We start from the raw sequence: 15,182 nt of genomic DNA, 5'->3' as shown, positions 1-15,182 counted from the left end.
TCACCAGTCGAGCCTGAACGACTGGACCGGGCTCGCCTTCTGGTAGTAATGGCCGTTGTCGAACTGCTCGGCGATCACCGTCCAGTAGTACACGCCCTTCGGCAGGTCACGCACGACGGCCTCGCCCGCCGTGATGTCGGTCCGGTCGATGAGCGGCACACGCAGATCGGACGTCGTGCCGAGCACGAAGCGAAAGCGCGTGTTCTGCGCGTTGCGGTCGATGAACCAGCGGAACGCGAAGTCGCGCGAGCCTTCTATGGGGCCGGCGCTCGCGCCGAGCGCCACGCGCCGGCGCTCGAACGCATACGACGCCGGCATGCCTTCGAGACCACGCGCGTCGAAGGCGGAGATGCGCACGAACCAGGTGCCGTCTGCGAGGTCGGCGAACGACACGTGCGGGTCGGCGCTGCGCGTGTCGCGGATCATATCGAGCAGGCCCGCATCGCGGCCGATCTGCACGCGGTAGGCGCTCGCACCCGCAACGGGCGCGATGTCGAAGGCCACTTCGTCGTCGTCCTGCACTTTGGACGGGTGCAGCAGTTCCGGCGCATCGAGCAGCGTGACGGGCGCGCCCGCTGGCTGGCCCGCCAGCGTGAGGCTGCCGTAGTGCGCGGCGACGAGCTGCTCCGAAGCGGCGAGCGGCGTGCCACGCGCCGGCGCTTGTGCGTAAGCGCCGTGGCGGTTGCGGCCCGGCGAGTCGGCGTCCACGCCCACCGCGCCGTCCAGCACTTCGACCGCCGTCGCGCCCTTGTCGCCGTCGTAGCTCACGCGAAACTGCGTGCCGCGCACGCCGGCCACCACGGAAGGCGATCGGATCTGAAAGCGATCGTCCTTCTTCGTGGCATGCGTGACCTCGCTGCTCACCTCACCGCTATGGAGATCGACGATGCGGTCGGTCGCGCCGGTGAGCGCGGTCCGACGCAGCGTGGCCAGGTCGAGCGAGGTATCGGGCGGCAGCGCGATATGTGAACCGTCGGCCAGCTCGAGCGTGGTGAAGCCGTTGCGGCCGGTCTGCACCCGATCGCCTTCAACGAGGCTCGAGCCGACCGTGAGCGGCAGGAGCGGGCCAGCGCGGAACGCATGCTGCACGGGACCGTTCGCGGCGATCACCTTCGCGCTGAGGCCGTCCTGGCGCAGCAGCGCGACCGGCACGCGCAGTGTCGTGCCGGGCTGCAGGCGGCGCGGCGCGCTCACATGATTGAGGCTCGCGAGTTTCTTCCAGTCGGCGGGATTGCGCAGGTAACGCGTGGCGATGTCGTAGAGCGAGTCGCCCGGCCGCGTGATGTACGTGGTCATTTCGGGCGACTGCGTTGGCGCGCGCGGGGCGCTCTCACGCGCCTCGGCGTCACGGGGAAGGGAAATGAGCGCGAGCGCGAAGGCAAAGAACGGAGCCGCGGAAGCGCGCACCGCACGCGCGCCCCTCACGCGTCGTCCCCCTCGATGCGCTCGAGCCGGTAACCGTAGCCGTAGATCGGCGTGAGGCGATAGCCGTTTTCGGGACGCAAGCCGAGCTTCGAGCGCAGCATGGAAACGTGCGTGTCCATCGTGCGCGAGGGAATGTCGTCGGACTGCTTCCAGATCACGTCGAGAATATGCGCGCGCGAAAGCGGGCGGCTCAGATGCTGAAACAGCAGCAGCGCGAGATCGAATTCCTTCTGCGTGAGCGCGACGTTGCGCCCGCTCACCGAGGCCTGGCGCGACTTGAGGTCGAACTCGTACTCGCCGAAGGTTTCCTTGAGCGCGGGCGCGTGCAGCTGATAGGCGCGGCGCAACAGCGAATTGACTCGGGCGATCAGCACCGGCGCCGAGACGGGCTTGACGACGTAGTCGTCGGCGCCAGCGTTGAGCATCTGCGCGATGTCGACCTCGCGGCTGCGGCTCGTCATGAAGAGCACCGGCAGGCGCGTGGAGAGGCTCTGCCGCACCCAGTGCAGCACTTCGTCGCCCGCCATGTCGGGCACGTTCCAGTCGAGCACGAGCAGATCGAACGTCTGCCGCCGAAGCTGCCTGACGAGCTCGCTACCCTTGGCAAACGCGTGGCAGGCGTGGCCCGCAGCGCTCAAGGCCTGGCAGACGAATTCTGTCTGCGCTGCATCGTCATCCAGTACTGCAATTCTCATAGCACCCCGCAACCAGGTTTGTTATTCATCGTCTCAGGATGGACTGCCTGCATCGCACTGCAGCCGTGACCGTCGTCTGGCGACGCCCGCCGCGTGCACCGGCGCCGGGTCGCAGACCAACCACCCTGGAGCTGGCGGCACGGGCAACACGCCGTGCGCCAAAGCCCACTACTTTCGCCGCGTCTCGAAAAAAATGGGAGCGCAAGGCCACACTCGCCTTCGGTGAACAGATCGCTCTCATGTTAATCACTCATGGTAGTCGAATTTACTGTCGTTCGAGCCGGGATTGCCCGCCCCGCTTGCGGTTGACGGCGATCCCGCGAGCAGCGCGGTCAGATGGGAGCGCACGTGCTCCCATGCCGCGTGCGCATAGTCGGGCTGCACGGCCGCGCGTGACTGCGCCGTGACAAACACGCGCAGCACTGTGGACGAACACTGTGTCAGGCGCTCAGCCGCGACGAAACGCGAAAGACGCAGCGCTTCGCTGAGCCACGGGAGTTCGGCCGCGCAGGAATCCGCGTAAGCCTCCATCGCGGCGCGCGCGTGGCGGTCGCGCGCAAGGTCGAGTTCGACGCGGTCGAACTCGCGGCCACCGTCGGGGCCCTCAACGCGCGAGCCCGGTGGAAAACGCATACGTCCGGATCGGAAAAACATGGAGCCCCCGTGAAGACAAGCAGGCAGAGCAGCAGAAGTGAAGCGTGAAGCGGCCAGGCGTTTTTTCGCGGACGCAACAACGTCGAGCCGCTCGCAATGCGCGAAGCGGCAAAAGAATGCGTTCAGAAGTGTGGAAAAAAATGTGGCGACGACCGCGTGCTGCGCACTGCGTGGTCTCCGGAATCCGCCCCCGGAGTCGGACCGCCAGCGCAGTCATCGTCGTGCGCGGCGCGAGCCCCGCTGCCAGCGTCACCGCCCGACGCTATCAGCGGGCCGCAGCCGCCTCCCTGCACGACGAGGCACGTGCCGCCATCGCCACGTCCACCTCAAAGCACTGGTTTTCCCAGCGTTATCCGGCGAACTCGGGTTCGCTCTGACTTCCTCTTGCTGACTGCGTCGCCAAGTCCCGACCGAGCCAGCCCCCGTAGCAGAAATCCGTTGCCAGCGGCGCATGCGCGAAGCGCGCGTGGTGCTGGCGTCGTGCGGCTGTGCTTGTACTTGCCGCGACGACGTATTCTCACCTGGGCGCTACGAATTTACTGTCAGGGATTGTTAAATCTGTCAGGACGACGATAAGTGGGCGTAAGAAAGGCGGTTGGCATCCTTAGGCAGTTGCCCCAGCGCTTCTGGGCAACGCGGCATTCAGCATTCATGGACGTCGATTGCCTGGCATTCCTAAGTCACTATCAGAAAACAGCAGCGGCGAGATCCCGTCATGGAGATCCCGCCGCTGCAGCGAAGAAAATCGCTATGGGTTAGTGCTCGGGTTGCCGGTCGTTGCCCCGTTCGCCACCCTGACTGGGAGCATGGCCGCCTTGACCACCTTGACCACCTTGAGGCGGCGCAGGCGGCCGCCCCTGTTGCGGTGCGGGCCCGGGCGCACGCATGCCGCCTTGCGGCTGGGGCGCCGGCGGACGAGCGTAGCCCTGCGCGGGCGCCCCCGCCGGCGGGCGGCCGCCGAACTGCTGCTGCTCGGGCGGACGCCCCGCCTCGTGCGGACGCATTGCGGGCTGCTCCACGCTGGCAGGCGGGCGTGGCGGTTCCGCATTGACGGGCGGGCGGCCCGCTCCGGGCGGCGGCCCGCCGTGCATCGGCGCATTGGGCCCCGGTGGACGTTCGCCACCGCCAGGCGGCATGCCGGGCGGACGGCCCGGTGCACCATGCCACGCCGGCGCTGCCGGCGGACGGCCGCGCTCGGGCGGCGGCACGTGCTCCCATCGCTGCTGTTCGCCATACCACGGCCGATCGCGATAGAAGCTGCCCCAGTAGGCGCCAAGCGAGAACGCCACGATCGGCAGGCCGATCGCCGCGCCATAGCTGGTGAGCGGCACGTAACCGCCCTGATACGGATAACTGAGATAACCACCGTAGACCCAGCCGCGCAGACCGGGCACCGTGACGTCACACCACGAATAGTCGCTCACGCAGCCCATCACGGTGACGGGCTGACCCGGTCCGAGTTCGGAAACGACTGGGTAGTCGCCGGAAGGCCCCGCGTACAGATCCACGGGTTGGCTCGTATAGGCCGCGGTTTGCGCGCTGGCGTCTGACGACACGAGCACGAGACCGGTTACGAGGCACGCGCCGGCGAGCGCGCGCAGGCGCGTGTTAAGGCGCTTGGACATCGTTTCTCCCTGTTCCAGCTATTTTGGTTTTTCGCTGCGCAATTCGCGTGCCCGCGGCGCGCCGCGGGTTATTCGTTTTCTTCGAAGTAATGCCCGAACTTGACCTGCTTGGTGCGGATATACCGCTCGTTTTCCTCGCGCATCGGGATCGCGAGCGCCACACGTTCGATCACGGGGAGGCCATGCTGCTGGAGCGTATCGAATTTCTTCGGATTGTTGCTCATGAGCCGTACCGACGATACTTTCAGCAAACGCAGGATCGCCGCCGCCGAATCGTATTCGCGCGCGTCGTCGGGCAGGCCGAGATCGAGATTCGCCTCGACGGTGTCGCGGCCTTGCTGCTGCAACTGGTACGCGCGGATCTTGTTCGACAGACCGATGCCCCGGCCTTCGTGGCCACGCAGGTAGAGCAGCACGCCACGGCCTTCGGCCGCGATATAGCGCAGCGCGAGGTCGAGCTGCTCGCCGCAGTCGCAGCGGTAGGAACCGAACACGTCGCCGGTCAGGCATTCGGAGTGGAGCCGCGTCAGCGTGGGCTCGCCGCTGCCCACATCGCCCATGACGAGTGCGAGATGCTCGGCGCCGCCGTCCTTCACCCGGTAGACATAGGACTCGAACGTGCCGTAGCGGGTCGGCAGCGTGGCGGTCGCGTCAAGCACGACGCATTCGTTGGCGTTGTCGCCGTCCGCGCAGGACGACTCAGGAAGCGTAGGCATGATCTGGAGCAGGAAACTGGCAAAAACCGGCACGTGCCGGGTTGAAGTTCGGAACCGGAGTTTACCGCCATTTGCTCCACCCCGCCGCGCCGCGCATGGGTAGCGACTCCGGTAGCGCCCGAATAGCGGCTCGACCGAGCCGCATGCCATCGGCATAAATGGTGCGACCCCGCGCATACCCCGACGACGCGCGGCACGCGAGCCGCCTATACTGGAATGGCTTTCCAATGGCTTGACGGGCACTCCACCCGGCCTGCCGCGCCGCGCAATGACTGGACAACCAGAAGGACGAAGAGGGGTCGCCCTATGACAAGCGTTGCACAGGTACTCAAATCGAAGCCGGAACAGGTCGTGTACACGATCGAAGCCTCCGATTCCGTCTACAACGCAATCCGCCTGATGGCCGATAAGCAGATCGGCGCACTGCTCGTGACCGACGGTCCAACGATCGCCGGCATCGTCACGGAGCGTGACTACGCGCGCAAGATCGTGCTGATGGACCGATCGTCGAAAACGACCGCCGTGCGCGACATCATGAGCACGCACGTGCGCTTCGTCGAGCCGGAGCAGACCACCTACGACTGCATGGCGCTCATGACCGAGCGGCGCATGCGCCACCTGCCCGTCATGGACGGCGGCAAGCTCGTGGGAATGGTATCGATCGGCGACCTGGTGAAGGAAATCATCGCCGAGCAGAAGTTCACGATCGAGCAGCTCGAGCACTACATCACCGGCGGGCCTGGCGCCTGACGCGGCGCTCTGTCTTCAAACCGCAAGATGTGAAAAAACGCCCAATCCCGACGGGGTTGGGCGAAGCCACCTTTCGGCGGCGGAGGTTCCACGCATGAAAAATCGCGCGAATGGTTTGCGGGTCGGCGTGCGGCGAAGGCGGAGCGATGTCCGCCTTCGCCGGTATCGGTTGGGAGCCTTGCTGGGTGGGGACGCTGCCGGATCATCTTGCGCGGGCGTCTGAGGCTGCTTGAAGCGCCCGGGCACCGGCTTGCGCGGGAGCGGCCAACCTGTGGCCGATCGATGTCGCTTGCGCCGGTGTCTGAGCGGCAGCCGTTTGCGGCGTGCGCTCTGGCTGGGCTTTCGCGCCCCGTGAGGGCGCACGCTGCCCCGTTATCCGCTCAGCAACCCACTGAGTTGCCCGTTTAGTTGCCGAAGTACACCGACTGCGACGGGCGCATCGTGGCCGGCTGGCCCGACTGCGCCGAACCCGAGGTCGACGGGCCATAGCCGCTCGTTTCGGCGGCCGGCGCTTGCGCCACGCCTTCCTGCTGGCTCACCCGGGCTTCGGCGGCCTGGATGTCGGCCGGGTATGTCGCGTCGTTGGCGGTAGCCGGGTTGTAGCCGGCCTTCTCGAGCTGGATCAATTCGGACTTCACTTCGGCGCGCGTGACTGGAGCGTTACCTTGCTCCTGGGCAAACGAAAGCGCCGGAGCAGCTACGAGGGCGGCGACGAATGCAGCTTGAATCAGGGTACGGGATTTCATGGTCATTACCTCCATCACTTGTTTTATGCCGGCGGCGGTGTCTGGTTGCACCGCCAAACCAGTGACTTCAGTGTATTGAGACGAGAGACCAGGGGAAACCCTTAATTTGAGAAAATACACTTTCAACCAAAGCAACAATGCCGCACGCATGGGTTGTTCCGCGAGCGCCTTGCGCCGCGGCGCTTGCGCAAGTCACAACGGGGTGGCACTGCCATCCAGCAGCTTGCGCGGTCCGCTCACGAACCGGCTGCCCAGTTCATAGAAGCGCAGCGGCCGGTCCATCTCCCGCGAGAGCCCGATTCGCGTCGTCACACCCACGGGCCGCTCGGGTTCGTCCACGCGTCCGATCCAAAGTCCGTGCCCACGGCACAGGTCGATGCCGTCGAAGGCCGCCGCAATGCCGAACGCCTGCGAGAGCCGCCCCGGCCCGCGCGCCAGATCGCGCAGCGAGACGCCCGGGCGCAGCGCCTCCATCGCCCCGATGCCTTCGAGCGGCTCCAGCGCGCGAAACAGGATGCCCGCGCCCACGTCCACCGCTTCGCTCGACATGTTGAACATCCATGCGCTGCCGTAGGTTAGCCGCACGTGTGCATGACCGCGTTCGAGGAACATCGCGGCGTTGTAGGGCCGCCGTCCGATGTAGGCATAGCTCGTGGAGTCGCCCACGGGATATGCCTCGACTTCGACGAGGCGCCCGGCCATGCGCCCGCGCGCCAGGTCGCGCACGAGATATTTGCCGACCATGAAGCGCGCCAGCTCGGCGGTGTCGAGCGGCAGGTCGTCGCGGCGCAGCGGCAGGATCGTCATCGTCATCGAAGCGTTCTCAGGTTGGTCGACACGGTCAGCGCGATTTCGCGGACCGGCAGAGTGTAGCGCCGCGCCGCCCGGCCACCGCCAGGTCACATGCAGCCGGCCGTTGCGCTACCATCGTCCGCATATCTGCGCGAACGGTTCGCGCGACCTCATGATCCGGCGCGCGTCGTTCGACGAGTCGTCACGACCGGCCGAGCGCCACCAAAGGAGCCGCAAAATGAACGAACAAAGCGCGATTCAATTTCTCTCGACCGTGCGCAAGCCGCTGCTCACGCTGCACAAGGCGATTCTCGACCACGAGCGCAAGGAGTACGAACGCGAGTTCGGGCCGGTCACGCCGGCGGCCTTCCTGCAGGTGCTCATCAACGGCTCGGGCTTTCGCTGGCTCATGCCGTTCTCTACGGTGATCGCCAACGTCGACGAAACGCTCGACGCAAAGGACGCGGGCCCCGACGATCGCATCGGCGCGGCGCAAGGTGTGGCCGCGCTATTTTCCGGCGAGGAATCGGCGGAGTTCTACGAGCGCTATCAAGCGTTGTTGCAGGCGAGTCCCGAGATTCTGCATTTGCACGGGACCGTGGCGCCGCTGCTTAACGCGCTGAAGAACTGAGCGCGATTCAACCGCGCGGAACCCTGCGAGGCGCCGTTGCGGCGACCGCCTCACCTTCTGCTTCAGTTGCCACCTTCGCGCGCTTGCCCTTCGCGGCGGAGAGGCGCCGCCAGAGCGTCGTCTTGCTGATGCCGAGCATCGTGCACGCGCGGTCGCGATCGCCGTTGCAGGCGTCGAGCGCGGCGCGGATCTCGTCGGCTTCGGTGTTGAGGCTGCGCTCGCGCAACGTGAGCGCGCCCTCTGCCGCCGTCGCTGCGGCGCCACTCGCCGCGCGGCGCGACTCGAACACCTCCGGCGCGATCGAGCGCAGCACGTCCGGCGTCACCACGTCCTCTTCCGAATCGGCCAGCTCCACCACCATCCGCTCCACCACGTTCTGCAGCTCGCGCACGTTGCCGGGCCATGAGTGCCGCGCGAGCGCGCCGCTCACCAGCGCGAGCGTGCGCGCCGCGTCTTCGGACGTGCGGATGCGCACGGCCACGCGCGCCTCGCGGCGCGAGGCCTGCAACAGCAGTTCGCTCGCCAGCAGCGCGATATCGGCGTCGCGCTCGCGCAGCGGCGGAATGGCGAGATTGAGAATGTTCAGGCGATAGAAGAGATCCGCGCGAAACTCGCCCGCTTCGATCTGCTCGGTGAGCGCGCGGTGCGTGGCGGCGACCACGCGCACGTCCACACGCGTGGGCTCCGTGGCGCCGAGGCGCACCACCTCGCGCTCCTGCAGCACGCGCAACAGGCGGCTTTGCAACGGCAACGGCATCTCGCCGATTTCATCGAGAAAGAGCGTGCCGCGGTGCGCCGCCTCGATGAGCCCCACCTTGCCGCCGCGCCGCGCGCCCGTGAACGCGCCCTCCTCGTAGCCGAACAGCTCGCTCTCCAGCAGCGCCTCGGGAAACGCGCCGCAATTCATGGCGACGAACGGAAAATCGCGCCGCGGACTCTCGCGATGAATGCCCTGCGCGATCATCTCCTTGCCGGTGCCGCTCTCGCCGCGTATCAGCACGGTGGCGTCCGACTTCGCATAGCGCCGCGCGAGCTGGCGCACGCGCTCGATGCCGGGCGTTGCGCCGCTCAGGTCGTCCAGCCGATAGCGCGCGACGAACTGCTGCGTGCGCTGCCGCGAGCGCAACGTGCGGTCGAGCCGCTCCACCGCGCGCGACTCCTGGAACGTGAGCACGGCACCCGTCGTCACGCCGTTATCGACGAGCGGCCCGCGATGCACGACATAGCTCACGCCGCGCACGGTCTCGAGCGATTCGCCATCGGCTTCGGGCAGCGAGAAGGCGATGTCGGGCGCGAGCGCCGCGAGCGACTGCCCTGCCGCCGCCGCCGGATCGATGTCGAGCACGGCAGCGAGGCGCTGGTTGATCGCCTCCACGCGGCCGCGCGCGTCGAGCGCGACCACGCCGTCACGCAGATGTTGCAGCACGCTGTCGAGGCGCTGGCGACGCTGCGTTTCGCGCCAGGTGGCTTGCACGAGATCCAGCGCGTTGTCGAAGGCCGCGCGCACCGAAGGCCGCGAGTAGACAAAAAACGGTACGAGCCCGTGCCGGGCCGCGAGATCGTTGACGAGGCCCGGCCCCACGACCGCGCCCACGCCCCGGTCGCGCAGGTCGAGTACGCAGGCTTCGGCGTCCTGGACCGTGCGGTATTGGGCGAACACCACGTCGATGCCGTAGGCGCTGGCGAAGCGGCGCACCTCCACGGGCGTCTCGCCATAGGTGACGAGCGCGACGAGATCGGCTTCGCGTCGCGCGCGGGCAAGCGCCTGCATCACGTCGAAGCCGGTGGGTTGCACGAGCACCACGGGCAGGTCGATGCGCGCTTTCAGGTAGGTGCCGTTCGAGCCCGCCGCCACCACCACATCGGGCCGCTGGTTGGGCCCCGCCGCGGCGATCTCGGCCACCGCTTCCTCGAAGCCGCGCGGCACCACGCGCAGGTCCGCGAGTTCGTCGTATTCGCGGGCGATGTCGCGAAAGAGGTCGCGCAGGCGGCTGATGCCCATGGCCCACACGCGCGGGCGGATAGTGGAGGAGGCGGGAGCAGGGAAGCGGTTCATGATGTCCAACGATGCGGTCCTGGCGTCTGGCCGGTGCGGCCGAAAGGCGGCCGTCAGCCCGATTTCGCATTATCGCGCACCGATTTCATTTTTGAAATCTCGATTTCACCATGGAAATCAGGGTCTGCAATGCGGTTCGGCGAATCCGACGAAAAATCAATACGTTAGCCTCGTTGCGCAGAGCTGGCACGCTATCTGCAGTATGGGTCGGCGATTCAATTGGAGACATCACGCATGAACAACAAATCCCCCGCAAGCGCCGGTGCGAAATTTCGCGCAGCCGTGGCCGCCGAACAACCGCTGCAGGTCGTCGGCGCCATCACCGCTTATGCGGCCAAGCTCGCGCAGGCGACCGGCTTCAAGGCCGTCTATCTCTCGGGCGGCGGCGTGGCCGCTAACTCGCTCGGCGTGCCGGACCTCGGCATCAGCACCATGGACGACGTGCTGATCGACGCCGGCCGCATTACCGACGCCGTGGACATTCCGCTGATGGTCGACATCGACACCGGCTGGGGCGGCGCCTTCAACATCGCGCGCACGATCAAGTCGTTCATCAAGGCGGGCGTGGCGGCCGTGCACCTGGAAGACCAGGTGGGCCAGAAGCGCTGCGGCCATCGCCCGAACAAGGAAGTCGTCGCGACCGGTGAGATGGTGGACCGCGTGAAGGCCGCCGTGGACGCGCGCACCGACGACCAGTTCGTCATCATGGCCCGCACCGACGCGGCCGCCGTGGAAGGCATCGACGCGGCGATCGAGCGCGCGGTGGCCTACGTGGAAGCGGGCGCGGACATGATCTTCCCCGAAGCGATGAAGACGCTCGACGACTACCGGCGCTTTCGCGCCGCCGTGAAGGTGCCGATTCTCGCCAACCTCACGGAATTCGGCTCGACGCCGTTCTTCACCACCGAAGAACTCAAGAGCGCGAACGTGGATATCGCGCTCTACTGCTGCGGCGCGTATCGTGCGATGAACGCCGCCGCGCTGAACTTCTACGAGACCGTCAAGCGCGACGGCACGCAAAAGGCCGCCGTCTCGACGATGCAGTCGCGCGAGGACCTTTACAAGTACCTCGGTTATCACGCGTACGAAGACAAACTCGACGCGCTCTTTGCCGCGAAGAAGTAAATCCGGCCATACAGTCCATCGATACCTAGAGAGAGGAAGACACCATGAGCGAAGCAGAAAACACCACGCAAGCCGCCGGCGGTTTCAAGCCGAAGAAGTCCGTTGCGCTTTCGGGCGTGGCGGCGGGCAACACGGCGCTGTGCACCGTGGGCCGCACCGGCAACGACCTTCACTACCGCGGCTATGACATTCTCGATCTCGCCACCGCGTGCGAATTCGAAGAAGTCGCTTACCTGCTCGTGCACGGCAAGCTGCCGAACACAGCGGAACTGGCCGCGTACAAGACGAAACTCAAGGCAATGCGCGGCCTGCCCGCCGCCGTGAAGACGGCGCTCGAAGCCGTGCCCGCCTCGGCGCACCCGATGGACGTGATGCGCACCGGCGTCTCGATTCTGGGCACCGTGCTGCCCGAGAAGGACGACCACAACCTGCCGGGCGCGCGCGATATCGCCGACCGCCTGATGGCGTCGCTCGGCTCGATGCTGCTGTACTGGTATCACTTCTCGCACAACGGCAAGCGCATCGAAGTCGAAACCGACGACGACTCGATCGGCGGCCATTTCCTGCACCTGCTGCATGGCCACGCGCCGTCGAAGTCGTGGGTCGACGCGATGCACGTGTCGCTCAACCTTTACGCCGAGCACGAGTTCAACGCCTCGACGTTCACGGGCCGCGTGATCGCCGGCACGGGCTCGGACATCTATTCGGCCATCACGGGCGCGATCGGCGCGCTGCGCGGTCCGAAGCACGGCGGCGCGAATGAAGTCGCGTTCGAGATCCAGTCGCGCTACGAAAACGCCGACGACGCAGAAGCCGATATCCGCGCGCGCGTGGAGAAGAAGGAAGTCGTGATCGGTTTCGGCCACCCGGTGTACACGATTTCGGACCCGCGCAACAAGGTCATCAAGGAAATCGCCAAGAAGCTCTCGAAGGAGCAGTCGAACATGAAACTGTTCGACATTGCCGAGCGCCTCGAATCGACGATGTGGGAAGTCAAGAAGATGTTCCCGAACCTCGACTGGTTCAGCGCGGTGTCGTATCACATGATGGGCGTGCCGACCGCCATGTTCACGCCGATCTTCGTGATCGCGCGCACGGCCGGCTGGAGCGCGCACATCATCGAGCAGCGCATCGACAACAAGATCATCCGCCCGAGCGCGAATTACACGGGTCCGGAGAATCTGAAGTTCACGCCGATCAGCAAGCGCTGACGAGCGCTGAATGAGGCACACCAGTCGCCCGGACGGACTATGACGTCCGGACGACTGGGAGACGGCGGCGCGCGCGTATAGAGTGAGGTCATTCGCTCACGGCGCACGAGAGCCGCCGCCAACCCACTACATTTTTGGTCCCCAAGCCGTGAATACCGCCTACCGCAAGTCCCTCCCCGGCACCCGGCTCGATTACTTCGACGCGCGCGAAGCCGTCGAGGCTATCCAGCCCGGCGCCTACGACACGCTGCCGTACACCTCGCGCGTGCTCGCCGAAAACCTCGTGCGCCGCTGCGACCCGGCCACGCTCACCGCTTCGCTCAAGCAACTCATCGAGCGCAAGCGCGACCTCGACTTTCCGTGGTTCCCGGCGCGCGTGGTCTGCCACGACATCCTCGGGCAAACCGCACTCGTCGATCTCGCGGGCCTGCGCGACGCCATTGCCGACCAGGGCGGCGACCCTGCCAAGGTGAATCCGGTCGTGCCGGTGCAGCTGATCGTCGACCACTCGCTCGCCGTGGAATGCGGCGGCTTCGATCCGGACGCCTTCAACAAGAACCGCGCGATCGAAGACCGGCGCAACGTTGACCGCTTCGACTTCATCAACTGGACGAAGAAGGCGTTCAAGAACGTCGACGTGATTCCGCCGGGCAACGGCATCATGCACCAGATCAATCTGGAGAAGATGTCGCCCGTGATCCAGGCGCGCGAAGGCGTGGCGTTCCCCGACACCTGCGTGGGCACGGACAGCCACACGCCGCATGTGGACGCGCTGGGCGTCATCGCCATCGGCGTGGGCGGCCTCGAAGCCGAGAACGTCATGCTCGGCCGCGCATCGTGGATGCGCCTGCCCGATATCGTCGGCGTGGAGCTCACGGGCAAGCGCCAGCCCGGCATCACCGCAACTGACATCGTGCTCGCCCTCACCGAGTTCCTGCGCAAGGAAAAGGTCGTGGGCGCGTACCTGGAGTTCCGTGGAGAAGGCGCGTCGAGCCTCACGCTCGGCGACCGCGCCACGATCTCCAACATGGCGCCCGAATACGGCGCCACGGCGGCGATGTTCTTCATCGACAACCAGACGCTCGACTATCTGCGCCTCACGGGCCGCGAAGAAGAGCAGGTCAAGCTCGTCGAAACGTATGCGAAGACGGCAGGCCTGTGGGCCGACACGCTCGACCACGCGCAATACGAGCGCACGCTCACGTTCGATCTTTCGAGCGTGGTGCGCAACATGGCCGGCCCGTCGAACCCGCATAAGCGCCTGCCCACGTCCGCGCTCGCCGAGCGCGGCATTGCGGGCAAGTGGGAAGAAACGCCGGGCCAGATGCCCGACGGCGCCGTCATCATCGCCGCCATCACGAGCTGCACCAACACGAGCAATCCGCGCAACGTGATCGCAGCCGCCCTCCTCGCGCGCAACGCGAACGCGCGCGGCCTCGCGCGCAAGCCGTGGGTGAAGAGTTCGCTCGCGCCGGGTTCTAAGGCTGTCGAGCTTTACCTCGAAGAAGCCAACCTGCTGCCGGATCTGGAAAAGCTCGGCTTTGGCATCGTCGCGTTTGCCTGCACCACGTGCAACGGCATGTCGGGCGCGCTCGACCCGAAGATCCAGCAGGAGATCATCGACCGCGACCTGTATGCAACCGCCGTGCTGTCGGGCAACCGCAACTTCGACGGCCGCATTCACCCGTATGCGAAGCAGGCGTTCCTCGCTTCGCCGCCGCTCGTTGTCGCGTATGCGATTGCGGGCACGATCCGCTTCGACATCGAACGCGACTCGCTCGGCACGGACAAGGACGGCAAGCCGGTGTACCTCAAAGACCTCTGGCCGAGCGACGAAGAGATCGACGCCATTGTCGCGAAGAGCGTGAAGCCCGAGCAATTCCGCAAGGTCTACGAGCCCATGTTCGCGGTTACGGCGGCCAGCGGTGAAACGACCGACCCGCTCTACGACTGGCGCGCGCAAAGCACGTATATTCGTCGCCCGCCGTACTGGGAAGGCGCGCTGGCTGGTGAGCGCACGTTGCAGGGCTTGCGCCCGCTCGCCGTGCTCGGCGACAACATCACGACGGATCACCTCTCCCCTTCGAACGCCATCCTGCCGAACAGCGCAGCGGGCGAGTACCTCACGAAAATGGGCCTGCCGGAAGAGGACTTCAACTCGTACGCGACGCACCGCGGCGACCACCTCACGGCGCAGCGCGCGACCTTCGCGAACCCCACACTCATCAACGAGATGGCCGTGGTGGAAGGCGCGGTGAAGAAGGGATCGCTTGCGCGCATCGAGCCGGAAGGCAAGGTCACGCGCATGTGGGAAGCCATTGAAACCTACATGGAGCGCAAGCAGCCGCTCATCATCATCGCGGGAGCCGACTACGGTCAGGGTTCGTCGCGCGACTGGGCGGCCAAGGGCGTACGTCTCGCGGGCGTGGAGGTGATCGTCGCGGAAGGCTTCGAGCGCATTCACCGCACGAACCTGATCGGCATGGGCGTGCTGCCGCTGGAGTTCAAGGCGGGCACGAACCGCACGACGCTTGGCATCGACGGCACGGAAACCTATGACGTGATCGGCGAACGCATGCCACGCGCCGACCTCACGCTCGTGATTCACCGCAAGAGCGGCGAGCGCGTGGAAGTGCCGGTCACCTGCCGACTCGATACGGCCGAAGAAGTGTCGATCTACGATGCAGGCGGCGTGCTGCAGCGTTTCGCACAGGACTTCCTTGAGTCGTCGCAGGCAGCGGCGTAAACGGGAAACG

Annotated in this window: 13 protein-coding genes; 5 read left to right on the top strand and 8 right to left on the bottom strand. The window is 66.1% G+C overall.

Features of this window, described 5'->3' with window-relative positions; all coding sequences use genetic code 11:
• The 5 genes from JMY28_RS25910 to ribA all read right to left on the bottom strand — a co-directional run bounded on the left by JMY28_RS25910 (position 1) and on the right by ribA (position 5,115).
• A complete protein-coding gene (locus JMY28_RS25910) occupies positions 1–1,296 on the bottom strand; it encodes a FecR domain-containing protein (protein ID WP_201698743.1) in 1,296 nt (431 codons plus the stop codon).
• Positions 1,297–1,421: 125 nt separating this feature from the next.
• Complete coding sequence (locus JMY28_RS25905; protein ID WP_201698742.1) at positions 1,422–2,120, bottom strand: response regulator transcription factor; 699 nt, start codon at positions 2,118–2,120, stop codon at positions 1,422–1,424.
• Positions 2,121–2,366: 246 nt separating this feature from the next.
• Positions 2,367–2,753 carry a hypothetical protein gene (locus tag JMY28_RS25900; protein ID WP_201698741.1) on the bottom strand — a complete coding sequence of 129 codons (387 nt, stop codon included), beginning with the start codon at positions 2,751–2,753 and terminating at the stop codon, positions 2,367–2,369.
• A gap of 776 nt (positions 2,754–3,529) precedes the next feature.
• Positions 3,530–4,399, bottom strand: a complete 870-nt coding sequence (locus JMY28_RS25895) for an SH3 domain-containing protein (RefSeq protein WP_201698740.1) — start codon at positions 4,397–4,399, stop codon at positions 3,530–3,532.
• A 68-nt stretch (positions 4,400–4,467) separates the two neighbouring features.
• Entirely contained in the window at positions 4,468–5,115 is a 648-nt protein-coding gene (gene ribA, locus JMY28_RS25890) for a GTP cyclohydrolase II (protein WP_201698739.1), read from the bottom strand.
• A gap of 306 nt (positions 5,116–5,421) precedes the next feature.
• Between ribA and JMY28_RS25885 the strand changes: the two genes are divergently transcribed.
• On the top strand, positions 5,422–5,865 hold the full coding sequence (locus JMY28_RS25885) for a CBS domain-containing protein (protein WP_028205575.1): 444 nt from the start codon (positions 5,422–5,424) through the stop codon (positions 5,863–5,865).
• A 404-nt stretch (positions 5,866–6,269) separates the two neighbouring features.
• Here the strand turns inward: JMY28_RS25885 and JMY28_RS25880 are convergent, their stop codons facing one another.
• Together JMY28_RS25880 and JMY28_RS25875 are read right to left on the bottom strand one after the other, a co-directional pair.
• Positions 6,270–6,611, bottom strand: coding sequence for a DUF4148 domain-containing protein (locus tag JMY28_RS25880; protein WP_201698738.1), 342 nt, complete (start codon positions 6,609–6,611; stop codon positions 6,270–6,272).
• Positions 6,612–6,803: 192 nt separating this feature from the next.
• Complete coding sequence (locus JMY28_RS25875; protein WP_201698737.1) at positions 6,804–7,424, bottom strand: DNA-3-methyladenine glycosylase; 621 nt, start codon at positions 7,422–7,424, stop codon at positions 6,804–6,806.
• 217 nt (positions 7,425–7,641) lie between these two features.
• Between JMY28_RS25875 and JMY28_RS25870 the strand changes: the two genes are divergently transcribed.
• Positions 7,642–8,034, top strand: a complete 393-nt coding sequence (locus JMY28_RS25870) for a thioredoxin domain-containing protein (RefSeq protein WP_201698736.1) — start codon at positions 7,642–7,644, stop codon at positions 8,032–8,034.
• Between the two features lie 7 nt (positions 8,035–8,041).
• Here JMY28_RS25870 and prpR read toward each other — a convergent pair whose 3' ends face one another.
• A complete protein-coding gene (gene prpR, locus JMY28_RS25865) occupies positions 8,042–10,090 on the bottom strand; it encodes a propionate catabolism operon regulatory protein PrpR (protein ID WP_201698735.1) in 2,049 nt (682 codons plus the stop codon).
• Between the two features lie 234 nt (positions 10,091–10,324).
• Between prpR and prpB the strand changes: the two genes are divergently transcribed.
• The 3 genes from prpB (at position 10,325) to acnD (ending at position 15,172) form a co-directional block, all read left to right on the top strand.
• Complete coding sequence (prpB, locus tag JMY28_RS25860; protein WP_201698734.1) at positions 10,325–11,215, top strand: methylisocitrate lyase; 891 nt, start codon at positions 10,325–10,327, stop codon at positions 11,213–11,215.
• Positions 11,216–11,259: 44 nt separating this feature from the next.
• Positions 11,260–12,426: a bifunctional 2-methylcitrate synthase/citrate synthase gene (gene prpC / locus JMY28_RS25855; protein WP_201698733.1), complete on the top strand. Its 1,167-nt coding sequence runs from the start codon at positions 11,260–11,262 to the stop codon at positions 12,424–12,426.
• Between the two features lie 148 nt (positions 12,427–12,574).
• On the top strand, positions 12,575–15,172 hold the full coding sequence (gene acnD / locus JMY28_RS25850; protein ID WP_201698732.1) for a Fe/S-dependent 2-methylisocitrate dehydratase AcnD: 2,598 nt from the start codon (positions 12,575–12,577) through the stop codon (positions 15,170–15,172).
• The last annotated feature ends 10 nt before the right edge of the window (positions 15,173–15,182 follow it).

Origin of the sequence: Paraburkholderia hiiakae, assembly GCF_904848665.1 — a bacterium.
GTDB lineage: Bacteria > Pseudomonadota > Gammaproteobacteria > Burkholderiales > Burkholderiaceae > Paraburkholderia > Paraburkholderia hiiakae.
This window is presented reverse-complemented; position numbering and strand designations above follow the sequence as displayed.